The sequence below is a fragment of the Streptomyces sp. NBC_01508 genome (assembly GCF_045040315.1).
Taxonomy (GTDB): Bacteria; Actinomycetota; Actinomycetes; order Streptomycetales; family Streptomycetaceae; genus Streptomyces.
In genome coordinates this window covers 4,395,402-4,410,397 of sequence record NZ_CP109419.1, presented here as the reverse complement: position 1 = coordinate 4,410,397, position 14,996 = coordinate 4,395,402, and the positions used below count along the sequence as shown (strand labels likewise).

The window sequence follows — 14,996 nt, the reverse complement described above, 5'->3', positions numbered from 1 at the left end:
CGGTCAGGCTGTCACGGCAGTGTGCTGAGCCTGTGGTGCGGCTGTGAGTCCACAACGGTCGTGGGGGTGGTGGGGGACGCGGTGGTGGGGGACGCGGTGGCGTCGGCCGGGAGGCGCACCGTGAAGACGGTGCGGCCGGGCTCGCTCTCGACATGGACGCCGCCGCCGTGCGCGGTGACGACGGCCTGCACGATGGCGAGGCCGAGACCGGTGGAGTAGGCGGCGGCGCCCGCCGTCCGGGAGCGGGACGCGTCGCCGCGTGCGAAGCGTTCGAAGACGTGCGGCAGGAGCGCGGGCGGGATGCCTGGCCCGTCGTCCATCACATCGACCCGGACGTCGGCGGCAGCGGCATCGGCGCGCACGCGCGCCGTGACGGTCGTCCCCGGCGGGGTGTGCGTCCGGGCGTTGGCCAGCAGGTTGACGAGCACCTGCTGGAGCCTGGGGGCGTCGCCGCGCACGTTCGCGGGCTCGTCCGGCAGCTCCAGCCGCCAGTGGTGCCCCTGCCCGGCGGCCCGCGCGTCGCCGACCGCGTCCACGACGAGCGGGGAAAGGTCCGTCGTCCCGTACGCGAGCGGCCGGCCGGCGTCGAGCCGTGCCAGCAGCAGCAGATCGTCCACCAGCCCGGTCATCCGCTCCGCCTCGGCCTCGATGCGGCCGAGCGCGTGCCGGGTGTCGGGACCGGTCTTCTCTGGTCCGCGCCGGGTGAGTTCGGCGTAACCGCGGATGGAGGCGAGCGGTGTCCGCAGCTCGTGGCTCGCGTCGGCGACGAAGCGCCGTACCCGCGTCTCGCTCTCCTGCCGCGCGGCGAGCGCCGAACCGACGTGCCCCAGCATCCGGTTGAGCGCGGCGCCGACCTGACCGACCTCCGTACGCGGATCGGCCTCGGTGTCCGGCAGCCGCGTCAGAGGCGCCACCTCGCCGCTGTGCAGGGGGAGTTCGGCGACGAGGGTGGCGGTCGCCGCGACGCGCCGCAACGGCCGCAGGGCCACCCCGACCAGCACCCCGCCCGCGATCCCGGCGGCGACCAGGCCCGCGACGGTGACGCAGATCTCGACCACGATGAGCGTGGCGAGGGTGTCCTGGACGTCGCTGAGCGGCACGCCGACGAGGAACGAGCCGTTGACGCCGGAGACGTACTCGGCGCGGTAGTCGCCCAGGTCGGCGAGGGTCACGCTGTGCGCGTCGCCGTCGCGCGGGACCGTGGCCAGGGCGGCCGTCTCGGAGTCGGTGAGCGCGTGCCCGGTGACCTGCTGGCCCCGGTCGTCGTCGCTCGTCTGGGCGCTGATCAGGCCCCGGCCGACGTCGCCCGGGCCGGTGCCGGTCAGTTCGAGGCCGACCGTTCCGATCGGGGCGCCACCGCCGGTGATGGTCCTGAGCGGTTCCTTCACATCCGCCGGCCGGGGCTGCAGGACCTCGCCCGGCGGCCGGTCGGCCCGCTTGTGCGGTCCGGCGGCCCGTTCGGCGATCGCGTGGACCTGGGCGTCGAGCTGGTCGTACTGGTACGAGCGGAACGCGATCGTCGTCACCGCGCCGATCACGGCGGCCACGACGGCGATCAGCGAGACCGCCGACACGACGAGGCGCGTACGCAGCGACCAGCGCTTGGGCGCCCGCCTCGGAGTCGTACGTGCGCGCCCACCTCGACCGCCCCGCCCGTACCGCCCGCCCCGCCCGCGTACTCGATCCCGCACCGCCGTCATCGCCACCGCCACCGCCACCGCCACCGCCGCTACTCTCCGGGCTTGATCAGATACCCCGCCCCGCGCCGGGTGTGGATCATCGGCTGCCGGCCCGCGTCGATCTTCCGTCGCAGGTACGAGATGTACAGCTCCACCACATTCGCCTGGCCGCCGAAGTCGTACGACCACACGCGGTCGAGGATCTGGGCCTTGCTCAGCACGCGCCGCGGGTTGCGCATCAGGAAGCGCAGCAGTTCGAACTCCGTCGCCGTGAGATGGATGGACCGCCCGCCCCGGCTGACGTCGTGACTGTCCTCGTCGAGGGTCAAGTCGCCCACGACCAGCACCGATTCGCTGCGTGCGGCGGCGGTCCCGGAGCGCCGTATCAGCCCGCGCAGGCGGGCCACGACCTCCTCCAGGCTGAAGGGCTTGGTGACGTAGTCGTCACCGCCCGCCGTGAGTCCCGCGATCCGGTCCTCCACGGCGTCCTTGGCGGTGAGGAAGAGAACCGGCACCTGGGGCAGCTCCTGGCGGAGCCGCCCGAGAACGGCGATGCCGTCCATGTCGGGCAGCATCACGTCCAGCACCACCGCGTCGGGCCGGAACTCCCGCGCCGAACGGACGGCGCCGGCGCCGTCACCCGCGCTACGGACCTCCCACCCCTCGTACCGCAGGGTCATGGACATCAGCTCGGCGAGCGAGGCTTCGTCGTCCACGACAAGGACCCGGACGGGGCTGCCGTCCGGCTTGATCATTTCGGTACGCCCCCGGGGCGCGGTGACGGTCATGGTGCCCACACTGGGGAAGCCGCCTGAGAACGCCCTTGCCGCTTTCTGTGAATTCCCTGAGAACGCGGAAACCGGGAGGGCGCGGAAACCGGGGCGCCTGAGCCGGGGCGCCCCGCGCGTCTCAGTCGGTGCCGGTGCCGGTGCCGGTTCCGGTGCCGGTGTCCTCCAGCCCGAAGAGGCGGGCGCCGTTCCCGTAACAGACGGCGCGTGTCCAGTCGTCGCCGAGCCCGAGCCGTTCGATGACCTCCAACTGGTGGAGGTACGGGTACGGAATGTTGGGAAAGTCCGAACCGAGCAGGATCCGGTCCCCCAGATCCGCCAGCCGGGCCTTGGCATCCGCCCCAGCCGGGAACGGCGCGAAAGCCTCGATGAAGTCGGTGAACGCCATCGTCGTGTCGAGCAGCACCCCGCCGTACCGGTCGGCCAGGTCCAGGAAGTCCGTGTACTCCGGCATCCCCATGTGCGCGACGACCAGCCGCAGTCGCGGATGGCGCGCGAGCAGCCGCCCCACGGGCTCGGGCCCGGTGAACTTGCCTGGCTGCGGGCCCGATCCGCAGTGCATCACCACCGGCACTCCGGCGTCGGCGAGCAACCCCCAGGCCGGGTCCAGGAGTTCGTCGTTGGGATCGTAACCCCCCACCTGGAGATGCGACTTGAAGATCCGCGCGCCGGACTCGACGGCCTCGCGTACGTACGTCTCCACGCCCTCCTCCGGGAAAAGGGTCGCGGTCCGGAGGCAGTCGGGCGTCCGCGCGGCGAATCCGGCGGCCCAGCCGTTGAGCCAGTCGGCCATGCCGGGCTTGTGGGGGTAGAGCATCGAGGTGTACGCGCGGACGCCGAACGCGCGCAGGAGCGCGACGCGTTGGTCCTCCTCGTGCCGGTAGGCGATGGGCCACTCCACACCGGTTTGGGGTCCGACGCTGTCAAAGTACGCCCACACCTTGCGCAGGACACGGTCGGGCATGAAGTGCGTGTGCACGTCGATGAGTCCGGGCAACGAGAGCTGGTCCCGGAACGCCCGCACGGCCTCGATCTCGGCTGCTTGATCATCCATCCCGCCAGCCTCCGATCCGGGCGGCGCGCTGTCCAGCGGTCTCGCTCAGAACAACCCTCCCTGTACATGTACCCGTACGGCGCGGTCGGCGCCCCCCACGTGTCGTACGGGCACGGTCACGCCCCCGGTTCCGGTGCCGGAACCGGCACTGGCGAGTTCCCACCCCCGTACGAGCCGGGTGTCGAGCACGAGCACCGCGCCGTCACCGCACTCCAGGTGCAGATCGGGCCCGGCGGCGGCCACGAGCCGCCCGGCGACGCGCCCTCCGTCGACCAGTTCGCCGATCACCCCCGTCACGGGCGGGGTCCCGGCCAGCCCGAACACGCCCACGTGATCGACCGGTTCGCACTCCGCGCGCTCCAACGACTCCGGCCACCCGGCAAGCGCGACGGCCCGACCGTACAACTCCCGTATCTCCGAGGCGCGTTCGGCCGGATCGACCGGCAACGCGGCGCGTACGGCGCGCTTCGCGGCGTACGGCACGCGGTCCGGCACCCCCAGCGCCGTACGCAGCAACTCCTCGGTCCGCCGCGCCGCCATCAGCGGCCCGCGCCCGAGCCTCGTGAACACCACGGCCCCCTGTTCGAGCAGCCGCGCCGACCCGCGCGCCTCGGCCGTGATCCCGACCTTGACCATGCCGGGGCCGAACCACGCCAGATAGACCGTGTACGGCTGCGGATCGTCCGCGACGGTGTCGGCGGCCACGGACCGCGACCGGTCGAGCCGCGCACACTCGGGACACTGCCCGCCGGTACTCCGCCCACCCACGACGGCGCCGAGCGGACAGACCTGCCCCCGCACCCCGGCGCAGTGCCGCTCCCCGACGGCCCGGAACCCGAGGTCCCGCCCGTACCCGAGCGCACTGCGCCGCTCACACCCGCCGTCCCGCCAGACCAGCTCACCCCCGTCGGGACGCCACCGCAGCCCACCGCACCGCCACCCCATCGCGCTTCCCCGATCTGCTGGAACTTCCGGATGCCCCTCCCACCCCCACCCTCCATTACATCCGTTTCCAGTCCCAGGCCGGGAGCCCGCGCGGCCACTCCCCAGGCATCTTCGCGCCGGCCAACGGCCTGGCGCGGGGCGGCAGGCCGACACCTGAGCAGTGCGGTGGCGCCCGGCAGGATCGTCTACGAGGACGCCAGCCGGATCGGTGGCGGTCCCGACCTGAACGGTCACTCCCGCCCCGCGAACCGCCCCTCGAAGCACTCCGCGAACCGCTCCTCGAACCGCACGTCGACGGCCCGCGCGACGATCTCCACCTCGTCCCCGAGTGCCCACTCGGCGACCCGCGACACCATCGCGGCGGGGACGGTGTCGCTGATGCCCTCGGCGGCCGGGACGTCGTACGTCGTGTGGGCGTCGTGCGGCAGTACGACCCGGTAGCCGCGCGCCAGCGCGGTCCGCGCGGTGGCCGACACGCACATCTCGGACATCACGCCGCACACGGCGATCCCCTTCACCCCGGCGGCCACCAACAGCCCGCCGAGGTCTGTCCCCGCGAACCCGTCGTCGTGCTCCTTGCGCACGACGACCTCGCGGTCCCCCGCCACGACGGGCAGGGCAAGCTCCCACCCCGCGGTACCCACCTCGTCGTCGGCGCCGGCGTCCCCGTCGTTCTGAAGGTGCACGACGAGCACCCCACGCTCCCGGGCCCGCCCGACCATCCCTTCAACCGCTTCCCGCACCTCCCGGGACCCGGGCGCGGCCCCCGCCCCGGTGAAGAAGGCGCGCTGCACATCGACAACAACCAAGGCCTGGACGGCCGCGACGTCACTCATCCCGCGATGATCGCCGCCTGCGGGCACCCCCACAAACGTTTAAAGCCCCACACCTGGCCGGGCCGGGCCGGCGAAACCGGACGTCGCGACAACGCGAGAGGGCAGGTCCGCCACCACCCTGGCCGGGGATGGATGCGGCCTGCCCTGTACTCACTCACTCAACGAGTCGGTCGGATCATCCCTCGCCGCTGAGGATCTCGGTGACCGTGTCCGACAGACCGGTGCCGATGTCCTCCGCGACACCCGAGCCCACGATCGCGGCGATGATCAGCGCCACCAGGACAATGACACCCACGTACTCGACCGCGCCCTGACCCTTGTCGCCGCGACGCTTCATCGCGGTGACAGCGGTGTTCGCCCACGTACCGACGTAGAGCCTGGCGTTGGTGGCGGCCTTCAGCGTGACGTTCGACATGAGATTCCCCTTTTGGTAGTCGGCCGGCCGACTACCGGCCGACTCGTACAAGTCTTTGGTGCCACTCGCGTCTCCGGGCTTCCTGCTGCTGCCCGGTCTCGCTGGCGACATGAGAAAAGTACGACGCCACCCCACCCCCCGACATGGGTCCCAAGGCCCAACCCCGGGCCCAACCCGCGACTTGGGCCCGCCGGCCCAGCCCCCCCATTACCTTTTTCGTGGCCCCGCAACGGGGCTCCCGGCCTCCGGGCCCGGCATGACTTCCCCCCCTTGTTAACCATGATCCGGGGGGTGGTGTCACCGGGCCCGGAGGCACTGACTGACCGCTGATTAGGGGCATGACCACCGACTCCTCCGGGAGCCAGGGAGGCTCTTCGTAATGTGGATGTGGCGGATCGGTGCCGTGGGTGAGGCCGGGCAGGGCACGACCAAAGGACGCACGTGATCGACACCGGCGACATCGACGTCTTTCTCGGCCTGGACGTCGGCAAGGGCGAACATCACGCCACCGCCGTCACACCGGCCGGGAAGAAGGCGTTCGACAAACGCCTGCCCAACACCGAGCCCAAGCTCCGGGAGTTGTTCGCGAAACTCCAGGCCAAGCACGGAACGGTGCTGGTCGTAGTCGACCAGCCCGCCTCGATCGGCGCCCTGCCGCTGGCCGTGGCCCGGGACATGGGCTGCCCGGTCGCCTATCTGCCGGGCCTGACGATGCGGCGGATCGCCGACCTCTACCCCGGCGAGGCCAAGACCGACGCCAAGGACGCGTTCATCATCGCCGACGCCGCCCGCGCGATGCCTCACACCCTGCGCTCGGTCGACCTCGAAGACGAGACGATCGCCGAGCTGGAGATGATCGTCGGCTTCGACGACGACCTGACGGGCGAGGCTACCCGGGTCGCGAACCGACTCCACGGACTGCTGACCCAGATCCACCCGTCCCTGGAACGGGTCCTGGGCCCGCGGTTGCAGCACCCGGCCGTCCTGGCCCTGCTGGAACGGTTCGGGTCACCGGCCCAGATCCGCAAGGCAGGCCGACGCCGGCTGGTCACGCTGCTGAGGCCGAAGGCACCGCGCATGGCCGAGCGACTGGCCGAGGACATATTCACCGCGCTGGACGAGCAGACCGTGGTGGTGCCCGGCACCGAGGCAGCCGCACTGATCGTCCCGAGCCTGGCCGCCTCCCTCACCGCCGTCCTCGACCAGCGCAAGCTCCTGGCCGGGCGGATCGAGGAACTGCTGGAGGCCCACCCTCTTTCCAAGGTCCTGATCTCGATGCCGGGAGTCGGGATCAGGACCGGAGCAAGGATCCTCATCGAAGTCGGCGACGGCAGCAGTTTCCCCTCCGCCGCCCACCTCGCCGCCTACGCCGGGCTCGCCCCGGCGACCCGCAACTCCGGCTCGTCGATCCGAGGCGAACAGCCCTCCCGGAGAGGGAACAAACAGCTCAAACGAGCCTTCTTCCTCTCCGCGTTCGCCGCCCTCGGCGACCCGGCCTCCCGGGCCTACTACGACAAGAAGATCGCCCAGGGCAAGCACCACACCCAGGCACTGCTCTGCCTCGCCCGACGCCGGGCCGACGTCCTCTTCGCCATGCTCCGCGACGGCACCTTCTACGAACCCCAGCCCGCCCGATCAGCTTGACCAAACCCATAGGGGCACCCCCCCGCTCACTCGCCGGTACAGCACGCGTCACCGCCGGCGTCACCGCCAGGGCCGGGGTCGGCGCTTCTGCCGAGGGTGTCGGCGTCGGCCTTGACGACGTAGACCTCCCACGGCTCCCTGCCTGGGCCGTGCACCCACACCTTGTCCTGGAGGGCGTAGCAGCACGAGGTGTCGTTCTCCTCGAACGTGGCCAGGCCCGCGTCCCGGAGCCGTGCCGTCGCCGCCGCCACCTGCTCGGTGGACCCGACCTCCACCCCGAGGTGGTCGAGGCGGGTTTCCTGGCCGGCCTCGCCCTGGATCAGGACGAGCTTGAGCGGCGGCTCGGTGATGGCGAAGTTGGCGTATCCCTCGCGTCGCTTGACCGGTTCGGTGCCGAACAGCTTCGAGTAGAAGGTGACCGACGCTTCAAGGTCGCTGACGCGCAGGGCGAGTTGGGCACGGGACATGGCGGTGCTCCGATCGACTGTATTGATGTTCGTCGATTCAAGGTTGCATCTTGGATCGATGAACGTCAACATAGAAGCATGTCGAAACAAGAGCGCGTGGTGCTCGGCCGAGCCGACGAGACGGACACCTGCTGCCCCGGACTGCTGACCGCTCCCCTCGACGGGGAACAGGCCCTGGAACTGGCGAAGGTGTTCAAGGCGCTGGGCGACCCCGTACGCCTGCGCCTGCTCTCGATGATCGCCTCGCGCGCCGGCGGCGAGATCTGCGTCTGCGACCTGACCCCCGCCTTCGACCTGTCGCAGCCGACGATCTCGCATCACCTCAAGCTGCTCCGGCAGGCCGGCCTCATCGACTGCGAGCGGCGCGGGACTTGGGTCTACTACTCGCTGCTGCCCGAGATGACCGACCGTCTCGCGGGCATCCTGACGCGCCCGTCCGTCGACGCGACCTCATGAGCGCCGCACCCGAGCGGGCGGTCACCGGCCGCCTGTCGTTCCTCGACCGCTACCTCGCCGTGTGGATTCTCGCCGCGATGGCGCTCGGTCTCGGACTCGGCCGCGTCGTGCCCGGCCTCGGGGACGCGCTCGCCGGGGTCACCGTGACCGGCGTATCGCTGCCGATCGCACTGGGCCTGCTCGTGATGATGTACCCGGTCCTCGCGAAGGTGCGTTACGACCGCCTCGACACCGTCACCCGCGACCGCCGCCTACTGTCGCTCTCGCTGGTGCTGAACTGGCTCGTCGGGCCGGCGCTCATGTTCGCGCTGGCGTGGCTCTTCCTGCCGGACCTCCCCGAGTACCGCACGGGCCTGATCATCGTGGGGTTGGCGCGCTGCATCGCCATGGTCATCATCTGGAACGACCTGGCCCGGGGTGACCGTGAGGCCGCCGCCGTCCTGGTGGCCCTGAACTCGGTGTTCCAGGTGATCGCGTTCTCGGCCCTCGGCTGGTTCTACCTGTCCGTGCTGCCCGGATGGCTCGGGCTTGAGCAGGCCGGACTCGACGTATCCGTATGGGAGATCGCCCGAAGCGTGCTGATCTTCCTCGGAATCCCGCTCGTCGCGGGCTACCTCACGCGCCGTATCGGCGAGAAGACCAAGGGCCGGGCCTGGTACGAGGCGAAACTGATCCCGCGCATCGGCCCGTTCGCCCTGTACGGACTGCTGTTCACCGTCGTCGTACTCTTCGCCCTCCAGGGCGGCGCCATCACCTCCCGACCGCTCGACGTCGTCCGCATCGCACTGCCGCTGCTGGTGTACTTCACCCTCATGTGGGCGGGCTCCATGGCGCTGGGACGCGCGGTCGGACTCGACCACCCGAAGGCCACCACCCTCGCGTTCACCGCCGCGGGCAACAACTTCGAACTCGCCATCGCCGTCACCATCGCCACCTTCGGCGCCACATCCGGGCAGGCCCTCGCCGGCGTGGTCGGACCACTGATCGAGGTCCCGGTCCTGATCGGCCTCGTCCACGTCGCGCTCCACGCCCGCCGCTTCTTCCCTTCCCCCAAACCCACCACCGAGAAAGCCCCCACCCATGCCTGACAACACCACCCGGCCGCCCTCCGTCCTCTTCGTCTGCGTCCACAACGCCGGCCGCTCCCAGATGGCCGCCGCCTTCCTCACCCACCTCGCGGCGGACCGCGTCCGGGTACGCTCCGCCGGATCCACCCCGGCCACCACGGTGAACCCGTCCGTCGTCGCGGCGATGGCCGAGGTGGGCATCGACGTCTCGACCGAGATACCGAAGGTGCTCACCACCGAGGCCGTGCGGGCATCCGACATCGTGATCACGATGGGCTGCGGCGACACCTGCCCCGCCTTCCCCGGCAAGCGCTACCTCGACTGGCAGTTGCCCGACCCCGCGGGACAGGGAATCGACGCCATCCGCCCCATCCGCGACGAGATCGAACAACGAATCCGCCGCCTGATCGACGAGATCGCCCCTGCGCAGGAGGCTTGAGCGGGAAGAGGCGCGGCAGCGTGGCGCGCCGGAACCGTTGCCGTCAATCACTGCCGTGAAGGCATTCGGGGCACACGCCAGAGGCCCCATCGATTCCTCGATGGGGCCTCTGGCCTGCGGTGCACTCGGCAGGATTCGAACCTGCAACCTTCTGATCCGTAGCTCTAGCCAGATCGGTCAACGACGTCCATACAGGCTGCTGCTGGGGTTCTGAGGGGCGCCGTGGGATGTGGTCGGTTGCTGTGGTTGCTGTACTTCGCTGCTGTACATCCCCCTCCCCTCCCCCATCTCTACCCCCACCACATCATCGCTGCGGGAGCTCCCGGACGGCTCAAGGTTGGTGGAGCGGCTTTGGGCGGGAGCTGCCATGGGGCGAGAGATCGGGGCCCGTACGCTTGCCGCGAATCGGGCAGTCCTTGGACCTGCCCGCAATAGCCCGATGGGGGTCCCGATCTTAGAGGCTCGCCCCATGGTGGCTGCCTAAAGCCGTGGAGCCGACCGCCCCGGAAGCCGTGCCGTACGTTTTCCTTCACTGGTGCTCGCTCTAGCCGCGCGACCGGCGTAGCCGGGGGGAGCGGGCCGGAGGCAGGAGCGTCCCCCGGCGGGCAGCCGGGGAGCGCGCGGCGAGCGGAGCGAGGCGCCTTGATGAGGTAGAGAAATCCGTAACGGCCCCCTCGGTTCGGGGCAGCTCTCATCCCGTCGATTCTTGCCAGAAGCCAGGCGTGTAGACGTCCTCCCAAAGCTCGATGGGTCCATCCTCGTCGTAAAACGTGGTGTGCAGGACGAGAACAGGCACGGCCGCATGAGCGGGAGTAGGCACTTCCAGGGCTTCAAGTTCGTAGTCCGCAGCGAGACGTGCGGTTCGTCGTTCAGGGGAGCGAGTGACCTCTTTGCCGGTTCGCTCCGTGTAGGTCTCCTGCCAGAACGGCCACAGGGGGCCACTTTGGGTAATCTCTGGCACATCCCGCAGCACGCGCTGATGGATGAACGACAGCCCCACGGCGTACGGCACATCGTTGCGCCGGAGGGTTCGTCGGCGAATGACGATCTCCTCATACGGCTCGATACGCAGTTGCTCGATGACGTCGTTGTCGTCGGTCCCTCGGATCATCGCCATGTGATCGGTGGACGCCTCCTCAGGTGCGAAGGGGCTACCGGTGGCGTTGAGGCGATCTAGCCTCGAAGCGCCAGCTACAGCCGTGCGGGGGCGCGCAGCAACGACCGTGCCCACTCCGGGTTTGGCGTAGGTGAGCCCCTCGGCCTTGAGCTGCTTGAAGGCGCGATTCGCGGTGGTGACGGTAACGCCGTATCGCGTCTGGATCTCTGTGAGCGAGGGGATCTTGTCTCCGGGATTGAGCATGCCGTTCTGCATCTGTTTCCGCAGATCAGCGGCGATTTCCGTGTACCCGATCTTCGCCATAGCGCTCTGGCCTCCCTCCGGGGTTGAGGTTTCCTAGTAGAGTACCTTGTGTAGTGCTACACATAGTGCTCTACTTGAGCTACCGAGACAAGCGGGAGCGGCGTCCCTACCGCCAAGCAGATACGCCGCTCCCTTGATCCCATAGAGGGAGCTTCCATCATGCCTGCAACGCTCGTTGCTCCGCACGCTGCGCCTGAGGTTTCGGCCGCGTCGCTGGTGTCGGTAGAGAACCTGTCGAACGGTGAGCGCATGGTCGCGCTCTACGCCTCCGACATGCCCGACCGCTTCCGCTACCAGCGCGGGGACACGGCCAAGCTCGTCGCCTGGGTCGTCCAGGGTGCTGCCCGTCTGGGCCTGGATGAGCTGTACCGGTCGGCCGCGTACGCACACAGCTACCGGCTGCTGTGGCTGACGAAGATGGCCACGGAAGAGCAGACCCGCGCGCACACCGACCGGTTCGCGAACGCCCGACGCCTGGACCGTGCGGAGTCCGCCGCCGCGACTCTGCTGTGCGGGCCGGACCGTATCGACGTCGCCCCGTCTGCTGTCGTCCGCAGCCGTCGGTCGATGGTCGAAGGGGCCTGCTACTGCGAGGGCGCCGGTTGGCTCCCCTACGACATGGGCGACGGCACCTACGCGCTGACGGCGTGCCCCGGCCACAACCCGGACGGCACCATGCCGACGCCTTCGGCGGTGATCTCGTGACGTACTTCCCCGACCCTCTGCACGCGCACGAAGCGGCCGACGAGGAGCGCTCGGAGCGGATCGCCGTATGGCTGGACCGCCACGACATCCGCCCGTACACGGCCTTTTACACCGTGGTGGATGACGCGCTGTACGCCGAAGACGACGCCAAGCTCCGGGGCCTCTACCCGCCCCTCGGGCACGGCTACCCGAGGGAGGACTACGCGTGAGCCTCCTCCCTGTCGCCCCGGCTGAGGTGGCCCCCGTGGCTGCCTCGGTCGGCCTTGACCCCCTGACCCTCGCCGACCTGTTGCGGGTGGCGAACGCACCCGGATTCGACCGGTGGCAGGAACAGGTACGCCGCACCGGTGGCTGCTCCGATCCGATCCGGTTGCAGGGCATAACCACCACCCGTGATGCCCGCACCGGCCAGGTCCTCTACTCCTACTCGACCGAGGGCGAGCCCGGCGGATCGTTGCGGGTGGCGTGCGGCAACCGGCGTGCCTCGCGCTGCCCCTCCTGCGCCTGGATGTACGCCGGGGACACCTTCCACCTGATCCGCGCCGGGCTGACCGGTGACCCGCGTAAGGGCACCCCGGTGACGGTGCGGGCGCATCCGAAGGTGTTCGCGACGCTCACGGCCCCGTCGTTCGGCCCGGTCCACAACCAGCCCGCCAACGGCCGGTGCCGGTGCGGGAGCTCCCACGCGGACGATGCCCCCGAGCTGGGCACTGCGCTGAACCCCTCGACGTACGACTACGCGGGGACGGTGCTGTGGAACAACCATGCCGGAGACCTGTGGCGGCGCTTCACCATCTACCTCTCGCGTGAGCTGGCCGCCCGCGCGGGCCTCACACAGGCGGCCCTCAGAGAGGTCTGCCGGGTGTCGTTCGGGAAGGTGGCTGAGTTCCAGAAGCGCGGCGCGGTCCACTTCCACGCCATCGTCCGCCTCGACGGACCCGAAGGCCCGGACGACGTCCCCCCGCCGTGGGCCAGCGTCGACCTGCTGACGGGTGCGATCCAGGCCGCTGCCGCCCGTGTCTCGGTCCCGGTCCCGCCGGCCGATTCGGAGCCTGCCCGCGAACTGCGCTGGGGGACTCAGGTCGACGTGCGCCCCATCGGCACCGACGACGGACAGGAGCTGACGGAAGAGGCCGTGGCCGCGTACGTGGCGAAGTACGCCACCAAGGCAGCGGAGACCACAGGCACGGTGGACCGCAGGATCGGAGAACTCTCCGAACTCGACAAGCCGACCCAACTCCCCACGCACGCACGGAAGTTGATCGAATCCTGCTACCGCCTGGACGAGGCGTACCCGGATCGCAAGCTCTGGCAGTGGGCCCACATGCTCGGCTTCCGGGGCCACTTCTCCACCAAGTCCCGCCGCTACTCCACCACGTTGGGCGCCCTGCGCCAGGTGCGGGCCGACTACCGCGCCCGCCAGGAACGCCAGACACGGGGCCTGCCCGACCCTGACGACGCTCCGGAGGGCTCCATGTTGGTCCTGGCCCACTGGACCTACGCCGGACACGGCCACACCCCCGGTGAGTCCTGGCTCGCCGCCAACATCCACCGCGACATCCGACAGGGCCGCGACACCGCCCGCGAAGCACTGCAAGACCAACTCGACTGGGAGGAAGACGCAGCGTGACCACCACTGTGATCCAACCGAAGTGGCACACCACGGCGGAAGTCGCGGCCATGCTCGGCTTCGGCCTGTCCAAGACCAAGATGCTCGTGCTCACCGGAGAGATCCGCTCCGTGAAGGTCGGGCGCAACCGTCGCATCCTTCCGGCCTGGGTCGATGAGTACATCCAGCGCGTCACCGCCGACGTTGAAGGGCTGGCGGTATGAGCGGCAAGCGAAGCAACGGCGAAGGCTCCATCTACCCCTACAAGAACAGCTACGCGGCCTACGTCTGGGTGACCAAACCGGACGGCAAGCGCGCCCGGAAGTACGTCTACGGCAAGACCCGCGACGAGGTGCACGACAAGTGGATCAAGCTCCACACGGAAGCCAAGAAAGGACCGGTGGCCACGCGGCACCGCACGCTCGTGGCCTTCCTGACGTACTGGCTCGACTCGATCGTGAAGCCCAACCTGGCCCCGTTGTCGTACGTCTCCTACGAGGGATACGTACGGCTCTACATCGCTCCCCACCTTGGCACCAAGCGGCTGGACAAGCTCACCGTGCGGGACGTGCGCGAGTGGCTGACCAGGCTGGCGACCATCTGCCAGTGCTGCGCCCAGGGCAAGGACACCAACAGGGCGCCCGGCCGTCGGAAGTGCTGCGCGGTCGGGGAGTGCTGCGAGTCGTATCCGTCCCGACGGGTGATCCAGGGCTCTCGCGACGCGCTTCGTGCTGCCCTCACCCACGCGGTGAGCGAAGAGGAGATCGGCAAGAACGTCGCGTCCCTCGTCAAGGTGCCCAAGCCGCGTCGTCGCCGGATCAGGCCGTGGTCTGTGGCCGATGCCGGCCGTTTCCTCACGGACGCGGCGGCCCGTAATGACCACCTCCTGGCGGCCTGGGTGCTGGTGCTGACCCTCGGGCTTCGCCGTGGCGAGGTGCTGGGCCTGACGTGGAAGTCCATCGACTTCGAGACGGGGGAGCTGTACGTAGATCACCAGATCCAGCGTGCCGGGCGCCAGATCCTCCACCGTGAGACCAAGACCGAGGAATCAGACGACTTCCTGCCGCTGCCCGAACTCTGTCTGAAAGCCCTTCGGATGCGCCGCGCACAGCAGACCAGCGACCGGAAGGCTGCTGGTGAACTCTGGCAGGACACGCACGGCCTGGTCTTCACCACGAAGTACGGAACTCCGATCGAGCCAGGGAACCTGACGCGCATGTTCGCGCTGCGGGCTCGTCGGGCCAGCCTCCGTGTCATCCCGCTGCGGAACACTCGGCACACGTGCAGCTCGCTCCTGGTCGCGCTCAAGGTGCACCCGAAGATCGCTCAACGCATCCTCCGGCACTCACAGATCGCTATGACGATGGAGGTCTACGCCGAGGCGAGCGAGGAAGAAGTGCGCGCCGCGATCGGCAAGCTGTCGGACGCCATGGGTAGTACCGGCTGACTGCGACCGATACGGTTGCTGTACT

At 69.6% G+C, this 14,996-nt stretch carries 17 protein-coding genes; 9 read left to right on the top strand and 8 right to left on the bottom strand.

All coding sequences use genetic code 11. From position 1 onward, the window contains the following. Window positions 1-11 precede the first annotated feature (11 nt). From OG700_RS20430 to OG700_RS20405, 6 genes are all read right to left on the bottom strand, one after another. On the bottom strand, window positions 12-1,700 hold the full coding sequence (locus OG700_RS20430; protein ID WP_405621830.1) for a sensor histidine kinase: 1,689 nt from the start codon (window positions 1,698-1,700) through the stop codon (window positions 12-14). Between the two features lie 29 nt (window positions 1,701-1,729). Continuing rightward, window positions 1,730-2,467: a response regulator transcription factor gene (locus tag OG700_RS20425; RefSeq protein WP_405615607.1), complete on the bottom strand. Its 738-nt coding sequence runs from the start codon at window positions 2,465-2,467 to the stop codon at window positions 1,730-1,732. A gap of 121 nt (window positions 2,468-2,588) precedes the next feature. Beyond that, the gene (locus tag OG700_RS20420) at window positions 2,589-3,521 is read right to left on the bottom strand and encodes an amidohydrolase family protein (protein WP_405615605.1); all 933 of its coding nucleotides are present in this window, start codon (window positions 3,519-3,521) and stop codon (window positions 2,589-2,591) included. Between the two features lie 45 nt (window positions 3,522-3,566). Beyond that, window positions 3,567-4,466: a DUF2797 domain-containing protein gene (locus OG700_RS20415; RefSeq protein WP_405615603.1), complete on the bottom strand. Its 900-nt coding sequence runs from the start codon at window positions 4,464-4,466 to the stop codon at window positions 3,567-3,569. 230 nt (window positions 4,467-4,696) lie between these two features. Next, a complete protein-coding gene (locus OG700_RS20410) occupies window positions 4,697-5,302 on the bottom strand; it encodes an isochorismatase family protein (RefSeq protein ID WP_405615601.1) in 606 nt (201 codons plus the stop codon). A 175-nt stretch (window positions 5,303-5,477) separates the two neighbouring features. Then, window positions 5,478-5,717 carry a hypothetical protein gene (locus OG700_RS20405; RefSeq protein ID WP_405612958.1) on the bottom strand — a complete coding sequence of 80 codons (240 nt, stop codon included), beginning with the start codon at window positions 5,715-5,717 and terminating at the stop codon, window positions 5,478-5,480. 441 nt (window positions 5,718-6,158) lie between these two features. Here OG700_RS20405 and OG700_RS20400 point away from each other — a divergent pair, with 441 nt between their 5' ends. Next, window positions 6,159-7,361 carry an IS110 family transposase gene (locus tag OG700_RS20400; RefSeq protein ID WP_405610842.1) on the top strand — a complete coding sequence of 401 codons (1,203 nt, stop codon included), beginning with the start codon at window positions 6,159-6,161 and terminating at the stop codon, window positions 7,359-7,361. A 26-nt stretch (window positions 7,362-7,387) separates the two neighbouring features. On the opposite strand, the gene OG700_RS20395 is transcribed toward OG700_RS20400, so the two are convergent. Then, entirely contained in the window at window positions 7,388-7,828 is a 441-nt protein-coding gene (locus tag OG700_RS20395) for an ArsI/CadI family heavy metal resistance metalloenzyme (protein ID WP_405615599.1), read from the bottom strand. A 78-nt stretch (window positions 7,829-7,906) separates the two neighbouring features. Between OG700_RS20395 and OG700_RS20390 the strand changes: the two genes are divergently transcribed. From OG700_RS20390 to OG700_RS20380, 3 genes are read left to right on the top strand one after another with little or no spacing between them, the layout of a single operon-like run. After that, window positions 7,907-8,284 carry an ArsR/SmtB family transcription factor gene (locus OG700_RS20390; RefSeq protein WP_405615597.1) on the top strand — a complete coding sequence of 126 codons (378 nt, stop codon included), beginning with the start codon at window positions 7,907-7,909 and terminating at the stop codon, window positions 8,282-8,284. Continuing rightward, complete coding sequence (arsB, locus tag OG700_RS20385) at window positions 8,281-9,372, top strand: ACR3 family arsenite efflux transporter (protein ID WP_405615595.1); 1,092 nt, start codon at window positions 8,281-8,283, stop codon at window positions 9,370-9,372. The genes OG700_RS20390 and arsB overlap by 4 nt, the downstream gene beginning before the upstream one ends. Next, window positions 9,365-9,790 carry an arsenate reductase ArsC gene (locus tag OG700_RS20380; protein ID WP_405615593.1) on the top strand — a complete coding sequence of 142 codons (426 nt, stop codon included), beginning with the start codon at window positions 9,365-9,367 and terminating at the stop codon, window positions 9,788-9,790. The genes arsB and OG700_RS20380 overlap by 8 nt, the downstream gene beginning before the upstream one ends. A gap of 691 nt (window positions 9,791-10,481) precedes the next feature. On the opposite strand, the gene OG700_RS20375 is transcribed toward OG700_RS20380, so the two are convergent. After that, on the bottom strand, window positions 10,482-11,210 hold the full coding sequence (locus OG700_RS20375; protein WP_405615591.1) for a GntR family transcriptional regulator: 729 nt from the start codon (window positions 11,208-11,210) through the stop codon (window positions 10,482-10,484). A 159-nt stretch (window positions 11,211-11,369) separates the two neighbouring features. On the opposite strand from OG700_RS20375, the gene OG700_RS20370 reads away from it, so the two are divergent. Genes OG700_RS20370 through xerC form a run of 5 tightly spaced genes read left to right on the top strand, consistent with a single transcriptional unit; the run spans window position 11,370 to window position 14,971 of the window. Further along, entirely contained in the window at window positions 11,370-11,915 is a 546-nt protein-coding gene (locus OG700_RS20370; RefSeq protein ID WP_405615589.1) for a hypothetical protein, read from the top strand. Beyond that, window positions 11,912-12,124: a hypothetical protein gene (locus OG700_RS20365; RefSeq protein ID WP_405615588.1), complete on the top strand. Its 213-nt coding sequence runs from the start codon at window positions 11,912-11,914 to the stop codon at window positions 12,122-12,124. Before OG700_RS20370 ends, OG700_RS20365 begins: the two co-directional genes overlap by 4 nt. Beyond that, a complete protein-coding gene (gene repSA, locus OG700_RS20360; protein WP_405615585.1) occupies window positions 12,121-13,545 on the top strand; it encodes a replication initiator protein RepSA in 1,425 nt (474 codons plus the stop codon). The genes OG700_RS20365 and repSA overlap by 4 nt, the downstream gene beginning before the upstream one ends. Next, complete coding sequence (locus tag OG700_RS20355; protein WP_405615583.1) at window positions 13,542-13,748, top strand: excisionase family DNA-binding protein; 207 nt, start codon at window positions 13,542-13,544, stop codon at window positions 13,746-13,748. The genes repSA and OG700_RS20355 overlap by 4 nt, the downstream gene beginning before the upstream one ends. Next, a complete protein-coding gene (gene xerC, locus OG700_RS20350) occupies window positions 13,745-14,971 on the top strand; it encodes a tyrosine recombinase XerC (protein ID WP_405615581.1) in 1,227 nt (408 codons plus the stop codon). The genes OG700_RS20355 and xerC overlap by 4 nt, the downstream gene beginning before the upstream one ends. The last annotated feature ends 25 nt before the right edge of the window (window positions 14,972-14,996 follow it).